The sequence below is a fragment of the Clostridium sp. CTA-7 genome (assembly GCF_054768095.1).
In genome coordinates this window covers 498,351-514,891 of record NZ_BAAAAV010000001.1, presented here as the reverse complement: position 1 = coordinate 514,891, position 16,541 = coordinate 498,351, and the positions used below count along the sequence as shown (strand labels likewise).

13 protein-coding genes and 1 other RNA gene are annotated in these 16,541 nt (G+C 30.4%); 1 reads left to right on the top strand and 13 read right to left on the bottom strand.

Going from position 1 to position 16,541, the window contains the following annotated elements; genetic code table 11:
• Positions 1–24: 24 nt before the first annotated feature.
• The 5 genes from ACYUEX_RS02255 to ACYUEX_RS02235 form a co-directional block, all read right to left on the bottom strand.
• Positions 25–1,764 carry an FAD-binding oxidoreductase gene (locus ACYUEX_RS02255; RefSeq protein ID WP_460286375.1) on the bottom strand — a complete coding sequence of 580 codons (1,740 nt, stop codon included), beginning with the start codon at positions 1,762–1,764 and terminating at the stop codon, positions 25–27.
• A gap of 84 nt (positions 1,765–1,848) precedes the next feature.
• Entirely contained in the window at positions 1,849–3,384 is a 1,536-nt protein-coding gene (locus ACYUEX_RS02250; RefSeq protein ID WP_460286374.1) for an FGGY-family carbohydrate kinase, read from the bottom strand.
• A gap of 13 nt (positions 3,385–3,397) precedes the next feature.
• On the bottom strand, positions 3,398–3,748 hold the full coding sequence (locus ACYUEX_RS02245; protein WP_460286373.1) for a DUF1667 domain-containing protein: 351 nt from the start codon (positions 3,746–3,748) through the stop codon (positions 3,398–3,400).
• On the bottom strand, positions 3,748–5,013 hold the full coding sequence (locus ACYUEX_RS02240; protein ID WP_460286372.1) for an NAD(P)/FAD-dependent oxidoreductase: 1,266 nt from the start codon (positions 5,011–5,013) through the stop codon (positions 3,748–3,750). The genes ACYUEX_RS02245 and ACYUEX_RS02240 overlap by 1 nt, the downstream gene beginning before the upstream one ends.
• Positions 5,006–6,727, bottom strand: coding sequence for an FAD-dependent oxidoreductase (locus tag ACYUEX_RS02235; protein WP_460286371.1), 1,722 nt, complete (start codon positions 6,725–6,727; stop codon positions 5,006–5,008). The genes ACYUEX_RS02240 and ACYUEX_RS02235 overlap by 8 nt, the downstream gene beginning before the upstream one ends.
• A 125-nt stretch (positions 6,728–6,852) precedes the next feature.
• Here ACYUEX_RS02235 and ACYUEX_RS02230 point away from each other — a divergent pair, with 125 nt between their 5' ends.
• The gene (locus tag ACYUEX_RS02230; RefSeq protein ID WP_460286370.1) at positions 6,853–7,413 is read left to right on the top strand and encodes a TetR/AcrR family transcriptional regulator; all 561 of its coding nucleotides are present in this window, start codon (positions 6,853–6,855) and stop codon (positions 7,411–7,413) included.
• 126 nt (positions 7,414–7,539) lie between these two features.
• On the opposite strand, the gene ssrA is transcribed toward ACYUEX_RS02230, so the two are convergent.
• From ssrA to ACYUEX_RS02190, 8 genes are all read right to left on the bottom strand, one after another.
• Positions 7,540–7,892: a transfer-messenger RNA gene (gene ssrA / locus ACYUEX_RS02225) on the bottom strand.
• A 228-nt stretch (positions 7,893–8,120) separates the two neighbouring features.
• Positions 8,121–9,104 carry an anti-sigma-I factor RsgI family protein gene (locus ACYUEX_RS02220; protein ID WP_460286369.1) on the bottom strand — a complete coding sequence of 328 codons (984 nt, stop codon included), beginning with the start codon at positions 9,102–9,104 and terminating at the stop codon, positions 8,121–8,123.
• Position 9,105: 1 nt separating this feature from the next.
• The gene (sigI, locus tag ACYUEX_RS02215; RefSeq protein WP_460286368.1) at positions 9,106–9,798 is read right to left on the bottom strand and encodes an RNA polymerase sigma-I factor; all 693 of its coding nucleotides are present in this window, start codon (positions 9,796–9,798) and stop codon (positions 9,106–9,108) included.
• 270 nt (positions 9,799–10,068) lie between these two features.
• Entirely contained in the window at positions 10,069–11,568 is a 1,500-nt protein-coding gene (locus ACYUEX_RS02210) for a glycoside hydrolase family 32 protein (RefSeq protein ID WP_460286367.1), read from the bottom strand.
• Entirely contained in the window at positions 11,499–12,470 is a 972-nt protein-coding gene (locus tag ACYUEX_RS02205; RefSeq protein WP_460286366.1) for a carbohydrate kinase family protein, read from the bottom strand. The genes ACYUEX_RS02210 and ACYUEX_RS02205 overlap by 70 nt, the downstream gene beginning before the upstream one ends.
• A 54-nt stretch (positions 12,471–12,524) precedes the next feature.
• A complete protein-coding gene (locus ACYUEX_RS02200; RefSeq protein ID WP_460286365.1) occupies positions 12,525–13,904 on the bottom strand; it encodes a sucrose-specific PTS transporter subunit IIBC in 1,380 nt (459 codons plus the stop codon).
• Positions 13,905–14,198: 294 nt separating this feature from the next.
• Complete coding sequence (locus ACYUEX_RS02195; RefSeq protein WP_460286364.1) at positions 14,199–15,197, bottom strand: LacI family DNA-binding transcriptional regulator; 999 nt, start codon at positions 15,195–15,197, stop codon at positions 14,199–14,201.
• A 153-nt stretch (positions 15,198–15,350) separates the two neighbouring features.
• Positions 15,351–16,340, bottom strand: coding sequence for a Gfo/Idh/MocA family protein (locus ACYUEX_RS02190; RefSeq protein WP_460286363.1), 990 nt, complete (start codon positions 16,338–16,340; stop codon positions 15,351–15,353).
• Positions 16,341–16,541 lie beyond the last annotated feature (201 nt).

Genomic DNA, 16,541 nt, shown 5'->3' with positions numbered 1-16,541 from the left:
TTCGGGGAACGCTCTGAATCCTTTCTATTTTATATCACTTCGCAAAAATTTCTTCTCCTCTTCTAATAAATCTAAACCAAGTGTTCCTCCTGGATTCATAATATTATCAGGGTCAAAATGATTCTTTAAAGCACGGAAAATGCTATACTCCTTTCTACCTAATGAGCCCTCTAACCAAGGCCCAAACATTTTACCAATACCATGATGATGGCTCATTGAAGCTCCTGCTTTTTGAATTGCATCAAGAATACCTGCATGATATGCTTTATATTCTTGTGGGTCACTCATCTTTGCTATAAAGATAAAGTATAAATTTGCTCCTTGAGGATAAACATGAGACATATGTGTCATACATATTGTATTAGGTCTGCTTTTACAGTAAGCTCTTACATCACGATGAACTTGAGACATATTGCTCCAATTTACACTACACTCCATAGTATCAGTAACAATTCCAAAATCCTGCATAGTATCACGCATATATGGATCATTAAAACGTCCCTTTTCCCATGATTTTGTAACTATTCCTGTTAGATTCATCCCCTCATATTTCTTTGCAACCTTCTTTGCAATCCTCGCACAATTTTTGCTAAATCCCTTTTCACCATTGGTAAATCCAAGGAATAAACACATTTCCCCTTCTTTGAAGCCTTTAATATTAAATAACCGTCTTAATGGACTTTCATCTACTCCATACAACCTTAGCATAATCTTAGTCTCTTCTGGATCAGATAAACGAAATACTGATGGAAATCCAGCTTCACTTTGCATTATTTCCCTTGCAGCTTTTTGTGCTGTTTCCCAATCTTTAAACATAAATGAAAATCTCTTAATTGTCTCTGGAGTATGACGAAATACTTTTAGTGTTACATGAGTTAAAACTCCAAAAGCCCCTTCTCCACCCATCATAATTTGTCCAATATCAGGTCCAGTAGACTTTCTTGGATAGGAATCTGTTTTAATATTGCCTATTGGCGTTGCATATTCTTGACCCATTACAATATCGCTTATACATCCATAATAGGTACTATTTTGTCCAGCTCCTCTTGTTACAACCCATCCTCCTACAGATGAATATTCAAAACTTTGTGGGAAATGACCGCAAGTATAAGCTCTTTCTGCTTTAAAAAGCTTAACAGCATTATTTAATGTTTCTTCTAATTTTGGACCACTCATCCCTGCTTCAACAGTAATTGTTTGATCTACTTCATTAAATGATATAACCTTATTAAATCTTAATCTCATATCAAGAGAAATTCCACCTCTTGTACATTCAACTCCTCTTGTAACACTTGAGCCACCGCCATAAACATAAACAGGGATTTTTTCCTCTGTACAATAAGCAACAATCTTTTCAATTTGCTCTTTTGTATCAGGATAAATAACTACATCTGGAATATTCTCTATAATCTTATTACGAAGACGTAAAATATCATACATAGTTTTTCCATAAGCTACTGATAACCTAGAATAATCATCTGTACGTACAAAGTCTTCACCTACTATGTCTTTAAATCTATCAATTTGTACCTTACTTAATTTACAAGGAATATCATATTTAACTTCATCAAAGCCCAAATCTTCTTTGTATTCCTTAAAGAATTCGTCATCTAATCCAAAGGTTTCTTTAAGCATCTTATATAAGCTCTCTTTTGGGGCTTTAATCTGTGATGGTTCCCCCCACTTGAAAATAGAACGGTAAGATTTTTTACTAAATTTTTCATTAACCCACTTTGGTTCAAAATCTTTATATGGATGTGACATAATTTTCCTCCTCTTATTAAGTAGTAATAATTAATTTTCTTTATATCTTTTCATATTTACTAGCTACTTAAACTAAATATTTATTTAAGTAATATTCTTTTTATATAAAGGTAAAAGCTTTGGAAATATCTTTTTATAAACTTCATTAAATAATTTTTCATATAATTTGTGCTCTTTCATATCAGGTATAAATTCATCTTTAATATGAACCATAGCTTCTACTGCTTCATCTATATTTGAGAAAACACCTTTTGAAATAAAAGCAACTATAGAACTTCCAAGTCCACTCGCTTCATGAGTTTGAATGCGGCAAACAGGAATCCCAAACATATTAGCTGTTATTTGACATATTTTATCACTTCTAGATCCTCCTCCAGCAACAAAAACCTTATCAACTTTAAGCTTTCCTCTTCTTTCAATAGTTCTCATTCCATCTAATAATGCAAAGTTTATACCTTCAATTATAGCCCTGTATATATGTGTTCTTGTATGAATATCAGAAAAACCTATAATTGCTCCTCTTGCCTTTGGCATTACTACGCCTGGAGTAAAATATGGCTGGAATATAAGGCCATTACAACCTGGCGGAATTTCTTTTAACCTTTCGTTTAACAACTCTTCAGGATCAATACCTTTTTCTTTTGCTTGCTCTACCTCTTTTGCTGCAAACTCTTTTTTAAACCAAGATATAAGCCAATATCCACGATAAATCTGCACTTCTGGATTATAGTGATTTTTTAGCACTGCAGGATAAGCAGGAATAAAAGGTAACGGCTCCATATATCTATCAGTAGTAAGTTGTATAGTTGCAGTAGTTCCAAAGCTAATAGCTGCTTTATTAGGTGTTGAACATGAAAGTCCAAGTGTTTCGCATCCTTTATCTGACCCTGTAGCTATTAAAGAAAGATGTGTTCCAATTCCAGTCATTTCACTAGCCTCTAAAGAAATTTCACCAATAATTTCTCCTGGTTCAACTAAGTCGCATAGCTTTTCCTTCTCTACATCAAATATACATCTCTTAATATTATTTGCTCCCATCCATCCTCTTGATTTGCTATCAAAAGGTATATGCCCAATCATATTAGCGCAGGAATCAATAAATTTCCCTGTAAGCTTATAATTTAAATATCCCGATAATAATAAGTATTTATATGTTTTATCCCATATTTCAGGTTCATAAGTTTTTATCCAGTTACAAGCAGATACTTTCCTTTGTAGCTCAACAGCTTCCCCCATTCCAATTAAATTGAATAAAAGTTTTGTTGTCATTTTTATTGGTTCCATATCTACTGTTTCTCTTTTATCTAACCACAAAATTAAATCTCTTAAAGATTCTCCATCTTTATCTACACAAATATAACTCCCTCTAATTGTTGTACATGTTACTGCAATTATATCCTCCCATAGTTCACCACATTGATTTTTCAACTCTAAACTTACCTCACAAAGAGATTCCCAATAGAAATTTGCACTTTGTTCTGCCCAGCCTGGTTCTTTTGCATAATAGGGCTGTGCATATTTCTTTTGTGACTTCATAACAATATTCCCATTGGAGTCTACAAGCATAGCTCTTGCACTTTGAGTCCCCATATCAAAGGTTAATACCAAAGGTGTAGACATAATATTACTCCCTTCATTTATTAATACTATTTGTTGCAATTACATTACAACCACTCTCTACAATGTTTTCAAGAATAACATCTCCGCAGTTAACTTCATAATCTATAACTATTTTATTTAATACTTTCATAGCATCAAATACTTTTTCCTTTGGAATTTCTCCATCAGTGCGTACTGGTAAAAGTGGCATTTCCTTAAAAATAGTTTTTACTGTAGTTGTCAATGTACGTACTGGGTTTATTATTTCACTTTTTGCAAACTCTTCCCCACGTTTGCAATTATTTCCCGTTACAATTATATTTTCTCCTTGCATTTCTACAGAAAGCTTACAGCCCATTGGACAAACAATACATACCATATCCATTATTTATTCACCTCTCTTAATAAAAGCTGAATATTGCTATTTTCATGTATTTCGACTTTATTAAAATTTACTACTATCCGTTCCATCTCAGGGGGACGTAAACTTCTATATTTCTTACTATAAATCTCTTTATTATCAACCATTAAAGTTAAAATAGTTTCCCCTCTCTCTTTATTTGAACGGAAAAATATAACTGTCTTATCAGAAATTTTATTAATATCAATTCTTTGTGGTATGGTATATAAAAAGCTATTATCTGAATTAATTTTAGCCAGAACACGATTACTTTTAGAATAATTTGCTGCAGCCTTTCCTGCCGATTCTCCACTTTCTGATACATAATCTACAAGGTCATTTACATGCATAGCATTACCACAGATAAAAACCCCATCTTCCATTGTCATATAGTTTTGATCAGCTATAGGTCCTTTTGTTCTTGTATCTAAAGAAATATTTAACCCCTCAGCTAGCTCATTTTCTGGAATAAGTCCAACTGACAAAATTAAGCTATCACATTCTACTATTTTTTCAGTTCCTTTTATAGGATTAATGTTTTCATCTACCTTTGCAATTTCCACAGAGGTTAATCTTTCTTCCCCAAATACCCTTGTTACTGTATGACTTGTATAAAGTGGAATATTAAAATCATCTAAACACTGTGAAATATTACGCATAAGTCCACTTGGTGTAGGTTTAGCTTCATATACACCTAGAACCTCTGCCCCCTCAAGAGTTAATCTACGAGCCATAATCAATCCAATATCACCGCTTCCAAGAATAATACAACGTTTAGTAGGTAACTGTCCTAAAATATTTGTGTAATACTGTGCAGTTCCTGCTGTAAAAATACCAGACGGCCTTGTACCATGAATTCCAATCTGTTTTGCTGTACGTTCACGGCAACCAGTGCTTAATACAAGACTTTTTGCTATAATCTCACGAACTCCACTTCTGCTTACTAAAGTAAGATGAATTAAATCCTTCTCTTTCTTAATATTAATTACAAAGGTTAATAATTCCACTTGTACATTACTTTTTTTAACTTTTTCTATAAATTTTTGTGCATACTCAGGTCCAGCCATTTTCTTCTTAAACTTTACGAGTCCAAATCCATCATGAATACATTGTTTTAATATTCCACCAAGGCGACTTTCACGTTCTATTAATATTACCTTTGCACCTTCACTCTCTGCTGAAAGTGCAGCTGCAAGTCCTGCTGGTCCTCCACCAATAACTGCAACATCAAATCTTTCAACATTATTCATTTTCTATCTCCTCCTTTGTGCTACGATAAACAATATTACTTTCTTGGCCATTTTTAAAAACATCTTTTAATTCTATTCCCTTTTCTTCAGCAATAACTTGTACTACTAATGGACTACAAAAACCACCTTGACAACGTCCCATCCCTGGTCTTACACGTCTCTTTACTCCATCTAAAGTGTCACAAGGCACAGACCTACGTAATGACTCTATTATTTCTCCCTTACTTATTTCTTCACATCGACAAATAATCACGCCATAATCAGGATTATCATTTATTAGCTTATTTCGTTCATCTATATCAAGTTCGGAGGTTCTTACTATTCTCTTACGATAAGGATTAAAGTTCTTATTTTTTTCAATATTATTATTCTTTGAAAGTAAATCAACTGTCATTTGGGCTACATCTACAGCAATTGCAGGTGCTGCAGTTAAACCAGGCGATTGTATCCCTGCGGCATGTACAATATTTTTAGTAAAGTGTCCTTTTTCTATTATGAAATCCTCTTCATATGTAGCCGCTCTAACACCAGTAAAATAGGTTATAATATCAGATCTACTTAATAATGGAGAAATTTCCTTTTGCCTTTCAAATACTCTTTTAATACTTTCTAAATCAGTTGAAAAATCTTCTTTATTATGAGTTTCTATAGCATCTGGTCCCACTAATAAATTACCATCTATGGTGCTTACTACCCCTCCACCTTTAGATTTTGCTTTCTGTGTATCTACTGTTCCCATTAAAGAAGCAATAGTATTTACTTGAAAAGCTACTTTTTTATCTAAGATAGAATTTGTCCCCTTCCTAGGATGTATTGAAAAAAAGTGGTCCACTGCCATTTTTGCAATATCTTCGCTAAAGACACCTGCTGCATTTATTACAATCTTAGGATAAACTGTGCCACGATTTGTAGTTATACTTTTTATAGCTCCATCCTCAACCTTCATATTAAGTACAGCAGTATCAAGGCTTAATTTCACTCCATTATCAACTGCATTTTCAGCATAAGCAATAGTCAACCCATAAGGACAAACAATCCCTGCACTTTTAAAGAAAAGTCCACAACTGATATTCTTATTTAAATTAGGCTCTCTTTTTAGTAATTCCTCTTTACTCACATAACTACAAGACACATCCATTCTCCTCCAGTGCCTTGGAGCTAAAGGTAATATATATTTCATAAACTTACTTGTAAACCCTAAATATTGTCCAGTTCTTTTAAAAGGTACATCTAACTCTTTACAAATTTCGTCGTACATTTTATTTCCCCATGCATTATACTTCTGTTTTACTTGTCCAATTTTCAAATCTATCCCTGGATGTATCATTCCATCATTTCTACTTGAAGCATGAAGTGCAACATCATGCTCTTTATCAACTAATAAAATACTTAAGTTCCATTTACTTAATTCTCTAGCAATAGCACACCCAACAATTCCAGCTCCAATTATAATAGCATCAAATTTTTTTCCTTCAAGAACATTATCCTTTAATAAAGGGATTTTCATAGGCATAGCCTTAATATTACTACAAGTAATATTGTTAACAACACGCCTTCCACTTTTTCTATCAGCACATATACGACCTGCATTCACAACATCATCCCAGCTATTTAAATTGCCACTTAATGTTATAATATTATCTTTTTCTGTTACGCTAATACTATTCCCAAACTGCTTGTATAATTTTTTCTTAAGCTTGTTTAGTGACTGCATTATCTCATCTCCTTTGTCAGTCAACCGACTGACTTAATTCATTAATCTAAATATATTCATTTATTTTTGGAAATATGTTACAATTATATATAATTCTTAATATAAAGTTAGTTAGGAGATATTTTATGGCTTCACCACTTAATTCGAATATTAAAGAAAAAATTGTTAAAAATACAATTTTACTTTTACACAATACGTCCTTTGATGATATTACTCTTGCTAAAATTGCAAAGGAATCAAATATAAGCAAAGGAACTTTGTATTATTACTACAATAATAAAGAAGACATACTATTTGATATTATTGATAGATACGTTTCTAAACTTGCTGATGATTTACTAGTTTGGGTTGAAAATGAAGAAAAAGATACTAGTGCTCCAAGACTTTTTAAATATGTTTTAGAAAGAGGTGCTGAAAAAGAATATGGAAATTTAAGACTTTATTTAATTGGGGCCTGCGTTTCTGAAAATACATCTTTACGAGAAAAATATGTTGAAAGATATCTTTATTTTAAAAGAAATCTAACTAAAAAGATTAATGAAAGACTCCCTAACTTTGATGGAGAATATTTAGCTTGGCTATTACTTACTACTATGGATGGGATATTAATACAAAATCAACTTAATAATCCTGAGTTTAATAGTGAGGAGTTTATAAAAAAGACTGTTTCATTTATGCTTAAATAAAACATAAATACTTACATCTAGAAATGGTAGTATTCTTAAGAACTTCTTTTAGCTAAAAATGAATTTTTTAATGAGTTTATATCTATAAAATTAAAAGCCCACGATTTAAAAATCGTGGGCTTTTTATGGTGGAGATGACGGGTGTCGAACCCGTGTCCGAAAGCAGACCAGCTTGACTTTCTACGAGCGTAGTTTGTGACTAAAATTTCGGTCCTTAGTTCGCTCACAAACAAACTCCTAATTCCCTAGCTTCATAAATACCCCTTTAGCTCAAAGCTTTGCTAAACTTCGTTTCCCACTTTATGACACCAGCGACCCGAGACGTGGGCATCCCGGACTGATGAGCGGCTATATTAAGCTGCTAATGCAAAATTGTCTTCTGCGTTTATCTTTAATGCATACTTTATTATCGAGGTGACATGCTTGCCTCGGCTCGCTTATCAAACCCATCTTACCCCCGTCGAAGCCAAAACATCCCCAGGTTAAAATTAGTTTAACGCGAATATTCAATTTTCATTCCGTGTAGTAATTATATATTATAAAAAATTTTCTGTCAACCGAGCTGGATTATGTAGTTTCTCCATTAATTAGCTATATTTTCTACAGCTTGAATTTTTAATTTTTAGATGAAATTTTTATAAAAATTTAAATGAGACTGAATCAAATTGAATTATTAAATTCAACCTTCATACAGTCTCAATATTATGCTAATTATTATTTTTTGAAGGCTTTTTATCTTCTGATTTATTTTTATTTTCATTAGATTTATTGTTGTTTACTTCTGGCTTATTTTCTTTACCTTGTTCTTTATTTTCATTATTAGCATTTTGATTTATCTTTTCATTTGAATTAGAAGAATTTTCATTCGTTTTATTTTCTTCTTTCTTTTCTATAGCTTTTTCTTTTGCTTCATTACTATTTTCTTTTATATCTTGAGAATTATCTTCTTTTTTCTTTTCTTCTTTTTCTTGAGAATTATTTTCTTCATTATTCATGACTCTTTGCTCTTTTATTTTCTTCATTATATCTTTAACAGGAGCATTAGCATATTCATCTAAAGTTACATCTGGAGATACTTCTTGAAGCTTTTGAATTAAGTTTACTTTTCCTGGGGATATGCCTAATCTTTCTGCTTCTTCAAATCTCTCTTTGTTTATGTTTTCTTTTATTACCTCAGTATTTTTTATTTCTTCTTCTTTTAATCCTTCTTCTACTCCAGCTTCTGCTTTATCTAGTACTTCATCACTTGTTGATGCAAGCATAACAGCATTCTCATCATCCTTACCTATATATCCATTTTGAGTTGCCGATTCTACTAATAGCTTTATAGCATCTTTAACATTTTTATTTTTAACTTTTAAATCTTTACTAATAGCTTCTCCATCTGAATTTAGTGACTCTACATCTAAAACTTTGTTATATCTGTTTGTAGTAATTTTTATACTAGGATTAATATCAAGAGTTAGATAATCTGTTGGAGTAGCATAAGAGTATCCAAATCCACCCATACCTAATAATAAAGCTAATGATGTTGCAAATACAATTCCCTTTTTCATACTTATTCCATTACTTTTTTTATATTCATCTCCAATTTTGAGATTCATTTTATTCTTATTTTTTTTAAATTTTCCTTTATTATCAAGAGTAACAATATAGTTATCACTTGCTTCTACTACTAAAACTTTCCTCACTTTACACCTCCAAAGTTATGTATTCTTTTATATAGTGATAATCACCTAAAAGAATTATTATCACTGCTATTATATACTTTCGCGATCTTTCTATAGTTTTTCGGGGTACCCCTACATCTTCTTCAATTATTACTATTGGAAGTCTCTTATTTTTTATTATTTCTTCTATAACTTCTTCATTTTTTATTATGTAATTAAGTATTTTGTTGTATTTAATACGAGTAGATTTCCACTTTGGAGAAGCTTTAACTAAATCTTTAAATGTTATATTATATTTTATTAATTCTTTAGTAAAATCTTCAATTTCAAGTTTTCTTAAATAGCTTATATCCTCTAATTGATGATTTTCTATAGATCTACTATTTATAAACTTGCCCCTATTATCTCCTTCATATTTTATTACTTTCTCTCTTAATATTTTTTTGTTTTTTCTATAATAATCAATTAATCTAACCTTAATAACTCTTTGTGAATATGATAAAAAATTTCCCTTATCTATGTTATATCCTTTTATCGCTTCATAAAATGCCATCAGTGCAATACTGTACTCATCATCATTATTTGTATCAATATATCTTTTTAGGGACTTGTTGCAATAAGCTATAATAAAAGGCTTATACTCCTCAATAAAATCATTTATTTTCTTTTCGTCATTTTTTAGTTCCATTACCTTTTCATTAATATCACTTGGCATAATTCACCTCTTTACAATACTATTCGTAAGAGCAAATATAAAATTTAAGGTACTATAACAAATATTTTCTATAATTTTATCATTATAGATAAGATTTTTATAATGGTAAGTAAAGGGTACAAGAGTTAAAATAATAAGATTAAGTAAATATATTAATTACTATTATAAATAATTTTTGAGATAATTATATAAAAAAGCTGCATTCTGCTACTAATCATATTAATTTTCATCAACATGAATTAATAGCTAAAATACAGCTTAAAAATATTCTTACAAATTCCATTTTCTTAAATTAATTTTTCCATTAACCTTTATACTAAGAAACCTATCAACGGTATCATTATATATTCTAGTAGTAAATACTTCTTCTCCATCATTTATAAATATTTCTAAAGAAGAGTTATCTGAAAATACTCTAATGTTTTTTACTTCTTGGATTTTAACTGATCTTTCATCTCTTCCATATCCTGACTTCCCAAGGGCTAGCTTTAAAACATTATCTTTAAATATCAATTTACAATTTTTCCTAAAAGCTATTTCAAAATCAGTATTGTTTATTAATTCAATTTCTAGTTCATAGCTATTTGTATTAAGAAAATCTAAAATAGCTTCTTCTTTAATGTCTATTTCCTTCTTTTCTATTAAATCTCTTCTTAACATTTCTAGTTCTTTTATAGGCTGTTGAATTATCTTTCCATTGGATATCTTTATTTCTCGTGGTATAGTTAGTTGATGCTGCCAAAAGCTTTCAACTGTTGGATTTTTATGCTCTTCTGCATCTGGCACACCCATCCATCCAATAATTATTCTTCTTCCTTTATTATCCTCAAAACTTTGTGGTGCATAAAAGTCAAATCCCCTGTCAATTTCAACAAAATCTTTTAAGGTTAACTTAATATTTTTATCCATTATATTTTTTAATATATATCCACTTTGATAGACATTATTATATTTATATCCATCCTTCATTATTCCCTGTGGGGAAAATAACAATATCTCTTTATTATTTAACTTGAAGAAATCTGGACATTCCCACATATATCCCATACTTTCGTCTCCACTAATAGGTGTATTATAAAGCTTCCAATTATATAAATCCTTTGATGTATATATTAACATACATCCTCTATCATCTAAGCTTCTTGCACCAAGAATCATATAATATATACCATCTTCTTCCCAAACCTTTGGATCTCTCACATGTAAAGACATATTTTTAGGAAAATCTTTATTGGTTAATACAACTGTTTTTTGTGAAAAGTTTATTCCATCTTCACTTTTTACTACAACTACATTTTGCTCTCTACCTGTAGTAATATAATCATGATCACCTTCATTTTTTACATTTCCTGTATAGAAAAAGTATACTTCATTATCCTTAACCAAGGCTGAACCTGAATAAACACCATCTCTATCAAAGCTACTATCAGGGTATAATGCTACTTCTTCCTCTTGCCAATTTATAAAATCTTTAGAACTATAGTGTCCCCAAAATTTTAATCCTCCATTTACATCTAAAGGAGAGTATTGATAATATACATGATATTTCCCTCTAAAATAACACAATCCATTAGGATCATTAATCCAACCTATTGGTGCCATTATATGATATTTCCCTCTCCACTTATCATTATTAACTTTTTCTAAATATTTCATTTTAGATTTTTTAATTGCCTCAATATATTGTGCCTTTTTCATAATTACCTCGTCTTTACTAAATCCAACACTTCCTCTTTTGTTGGCAATGCTCCTATCGCCCCTTTTTTGCATACAGTTAGGGCTGCAGTACCATTGGAAAACTTTAATATCTCTCTTATTTTTTCTTCTTTTAAATTAACTAAATCCTTTAATGAATATTCTTCTTTAGCTATGCTGTATAATAATGAACCAATAAAGGAATCTCCTGCCCCAGTAGTATCTTGTGCCTTTACATTAAAGGCTTTTTCAAAGATTTTTCTATCTTTAGTAATAAACTCGGCTCCCATTATGCCTTTAGTATATATTACTACTTCAACTTTTCCTTTAAATAGACTTTTTAATGCTTCTTCCTCAGCCTTTATTCCTGTTATAAATTCCAGCTCTTCATCACTTATCTTTACAATATTAGCCTTTGGTAAAAATTCTAATATTGCTTTTCTACAGTCTTCTGCACTTTTCCAAAGTGGTAATCTTACATTTGGATCAAAGCTAACTATTCCATTGTTTTTTTCTGTTAATTCTATAGCTCTTATATGTGCCTCTCTAATAGGTGCATCAATTAAGCTTACTGAACAAAAATGTAGTAAGTTTCCCTCTTCAAATGAATCTTCTTGAATTTCATTTTTATCTAATAGCATATCAGCGCTAGGATTCCTATAAAATGAAAAATCTCTTTCGCCATTTTCTTTTAATGACACAAATGCTAAAGCAGTATTTGCTTCTGCTGATCTTTTTACCCTTGATACTTCTACGCCTAAAGCTCTAACTGTATCTAGTATAGAATCACCAAAACCGTCATGACCAAGCTTCGTTAACATTTCAGATCTTCCTCCAAGCTTTGCCACTGTTGCTGCTACATTTAATGGTGCTCCCCCTGGAACCTTTAAAAAGTTTTCAACATCCTTTAATGCTCTTCCTTTTTCCTGTGGTATAAAGTCTATTAAAGCTTCTCCAATTGCGACTACTTTTTTCATTTTATCCTCCTATTATTAATTAATCATATTTGGCATTAGGTACTATTTGTTTTTCTATGCTTCTTCTTTTATTCCTAGCATATATGTTGCTATAAATGATACAACTAATGCTATTGCTAATCCAATAATATAATTCATCATTGCAGATGTTGTTACAATTGCTATTCCTGGTATTCCTGTTACACCAACTGCTGTCATTGAAACCTTTGTTAATACAACGTAAGCCCCTGCAGCGGCTCCACCTATTGCTGCCCCAATAAACGGTTTTCTATATCTTAAGTTAACTCCAAAAATAGCTGCTTCTGTTATTCCTACAAATGCACTAATAGCTGATGGTAACGCTATGCTCTTTATCTTAGAGTTTTTACTCATAAAGTAAACTGCTAAAGCAGCTCCACCTTGAGCAAAATTTGCCATTGACCAAATTGGTAATAATGTGTTAACTCCTGTATCTGCAAGTAATCCTAATTCAATAGCATGAAAACTGTGATGTATCCCTGTAATAACTATTGCTGAGTATGTTCCACCAAATAATAAACCTGCAATTACTCCAAATTTATCTAAAGCAAATGTTAAGAAAATACTTATTCCATGTCCAATAAAGTTTGCTGCTGGCCCAATAATAGCTAATGCTAAAAATCCTGTAATTAATACTGTAAATAATGGTGTTAGTAATATATCTAAAACTTCTGGTACAATCTTTCTTATAAACTTCTCAATATAAGCCATGAAAAATACAACTACTAATATAGGTAATACCGTTCCTTGATATCCTAATAGAGGCATATCTATAAAGCCTAAAACTGTCATAGTTTTAAAACCTTGCCCTTGTGTCCATGCATTTTGTAATGCTGGGTGAATCATTATTCCACCAACTGTAGCTGCTAAATATGGATTAGCTCCAAAAACCTTTGCTGCACTGATTGCAACTAATATAGGTAAGAAAATAAATGCTGCTGAACTAAACCAATCAAGCATAGACCACCACCATGATCCAGCATATTGATCTAATCCAAACTTACTTGCCGCTCCAAGTAATCCCATTAGCAATCCTGCTGCAACTATAGCTGGAATAATTGGTACAAATATATTAGATAATGTTCTTGCTAATCTTTGCATTGGATTTAATTTTTTTGCTGCTTCATTTTTGATATCTGATGTGCTCATTTCAGTTATCCCTGCTAGATTTATAAATTCAGAATAAACATGATTTACAATTCCTTGTCCTAAAATAATTTGATATTGTCCACCATTTGAAAATATTCCTTTTACTAAATCTAACCCTTCAATTTGCTTATTTTCTACAATAGTTTCATCCTTAAGAACTAATCTTAATCTTGTTGCACAGTGAGCAGCACTTATAACGTTTTCAGAACCTCCAATAAAAGTTAATATACTTTTAGCTGTTTCATAGTAATTTTTGTTTGTTGACATTTTTTCTCCCCCTTAAAAATTATATTTTTTATAAAGTATTTTTTCTAATTATTGCTTTAACTATTATTATATGATTTTCTATTTATAATTTTGTTCCATCACTTAAGGGAACGTTCCCATAAATCTCATAAAGATATTTTCAATATATATATATTTATTTATCTTTAAAGAAAATGTTTAAATTATTCTTCAATAAATTTATTTATTGAAATAATAAAAATTAGTTATCAATTCTAACGTAAGGGAACGTTCCCATAAACCTCAAAAAATATAATAATCTTTATTACAAGATTATTATATACTATCTCTTTCAATAAGTCTATAAGAAAGTTTTATATTTTTGTCAATATTTTTTGATGATGTTTTTCCTTCTTCTAAAATATCTAAAATTATTCCTGCACTTTCTCTTCCAGATGTCTTGTAATAATAGTGAATAGTAGTTAACTTAGGAGTTATTACCTTAGATAATCTAGAATCACCAATACTTAATACTGAAACATCCTTTGGTACATTATAATTGTTCTCTCTTAAATATTCAATTACTCCTATTGCTAAGTTATCTGTTACTGCAAATATAGCAGTTGGTTTATTATCCTTTTCCATAAGCTCTTTAGCTGATTTATATCCACTTTCTTGAGAGAAATCTCCTTTTTTCACATTGCTTTCTATGAATTTAATGTTGTTTTCGGCTAAGGAATCAATATATCCCTTACTTCTATAAAAACCAGCTGAAATATCTTCATTATAAACACCAACAAAACCAATATTACTATGTCCTTTATTTATTATATATTGAGTAGCTTCTTTAGCTGCATTGTAATCATCATAGTAAACTGATGGATAGTTTTCTATCTTTTGAGCTACTACAACTATTGGTACTTGTAATTTATTCATAACTTCTATATGTTTTTCTGTTACTTTTGTTGCCATAAATATTATTCCATCAACTTGATTATTTTTGAATATTTGTAAATACTCAATTTCTTTATCAATTGAAAGATTGGTATTAGCTATAAGTACATCATATCCTTTTGGAGATAAAACCTCTGTAATACCTTCTATAACCCTAGAGGCCGTTTCTGTACTAATTTTAGGGACAATAACTCCAATTAAATTTGTCTTTTTAGTTCTTAAAGTCTTGGCTTGTCTTTGAGGTTGAAATCCTGTTTCCATTAGAACTTTTTTTATTTTATCCCTTGACTCATTGCTTACATATCCATCATTTAAATATCTAGATACTGTAGACTTTGAAACCCCTGCTAGCTTTGCAATATCAATAATGTTTAAGCTCATATTATATCTCCTCAAATAAATATTAATAGTATGTAAAATAACTTAAAGTGACTTAACTATCTCTTGCATAGATATACTACTGAATTTGATAAAAGTCTCCACATCACTTTAAGTCTACTTTACTATTATATATTTTAATTTTTTATGTGAACATTATCTATCTTCATCAGCTGGATACTCAATTCCTATTTGCTTTCTAGCTTCTTCTATAACTTCAATAACATCTTTAGAAACCTTTAACGAATTAATCTTTGATTCTTTTTCATTGTTTCTAATTAAATTTGCAAACTCCTCTACCTCGTAACACATATTAGCTTCTTTATGTTCTAATGATAAGCTTTCTTCTCTACCGTCTCTATAAACTATTTTTATATTTTCAAAACTGTTTATCTTATCTATTATAATGCTTCCCTCTTCCCCTTGGATTTCTGACGGAAGATATGAATTACTTATCTTCGAATATATAACTACGCCTTCCATGTCATCATACCCGAAGACTATACTTCCTTCTCCATCTACTCCTGTTTTAAGCATTATTCCATTTGCTTTTATTGTTTTTGGCTTACCAAAAAGATTTACCATTGGTGCTATGCAATATACACCTATATCCATAAGAGCGCCATTTGATAATTCTCTTTTAAAGGCATTTAAAATTTCACCAGCTTTATACTTATCGTATCTTGATGAGTATTGACAAAAGCTTGCAAAATATTTTCTAACCTTACCTATTTTATGTAAGTTATCTTTTATAACTCTAAAATTAGGAAGTAATGTTGTTTTCATAGCTTCCATTAAAACAACATCATTTTCTTTTGCTGCATTTATCATTTCATTTACCTCTTTAGTATTTGACGCAAATGCCTTTTCACATAATACATGCTTTTTATTATTTAAAAATAGTATTGCTTGTTTTGCATGCATTGCATTAGGTGAAGCTATATAAACTGCATCTAATAAATCACTCTTAGCCATTTCCTCTAAGTTTGTAAATACATTTTCTATATTGAATTTTTCTGCAAACTCCTTTGCTTTTTCCTCTGTTCTTGAGTAAACTGCTGATATTTTTACACCTTCAACTTCTCTGGCTCCAGCTATAAGCCATTCAGTTATAAAGTTTGTTCCTATAACTCCAATATTAATCATTATTATCCCTCCAACTCATTTGTTCCATTTTAATTTTATATTTTAATTATATCCTATATATTTATCATTTTCTATTAAAGAAAATTTGTATTTATTAACTTTATCAAGGCTTTTACATAAATTAATTTTCTTATTTATATAAACTAATAATATTTATATTTTTAATGCACATACTATTATTATTAAATTTTTGTTTTTATA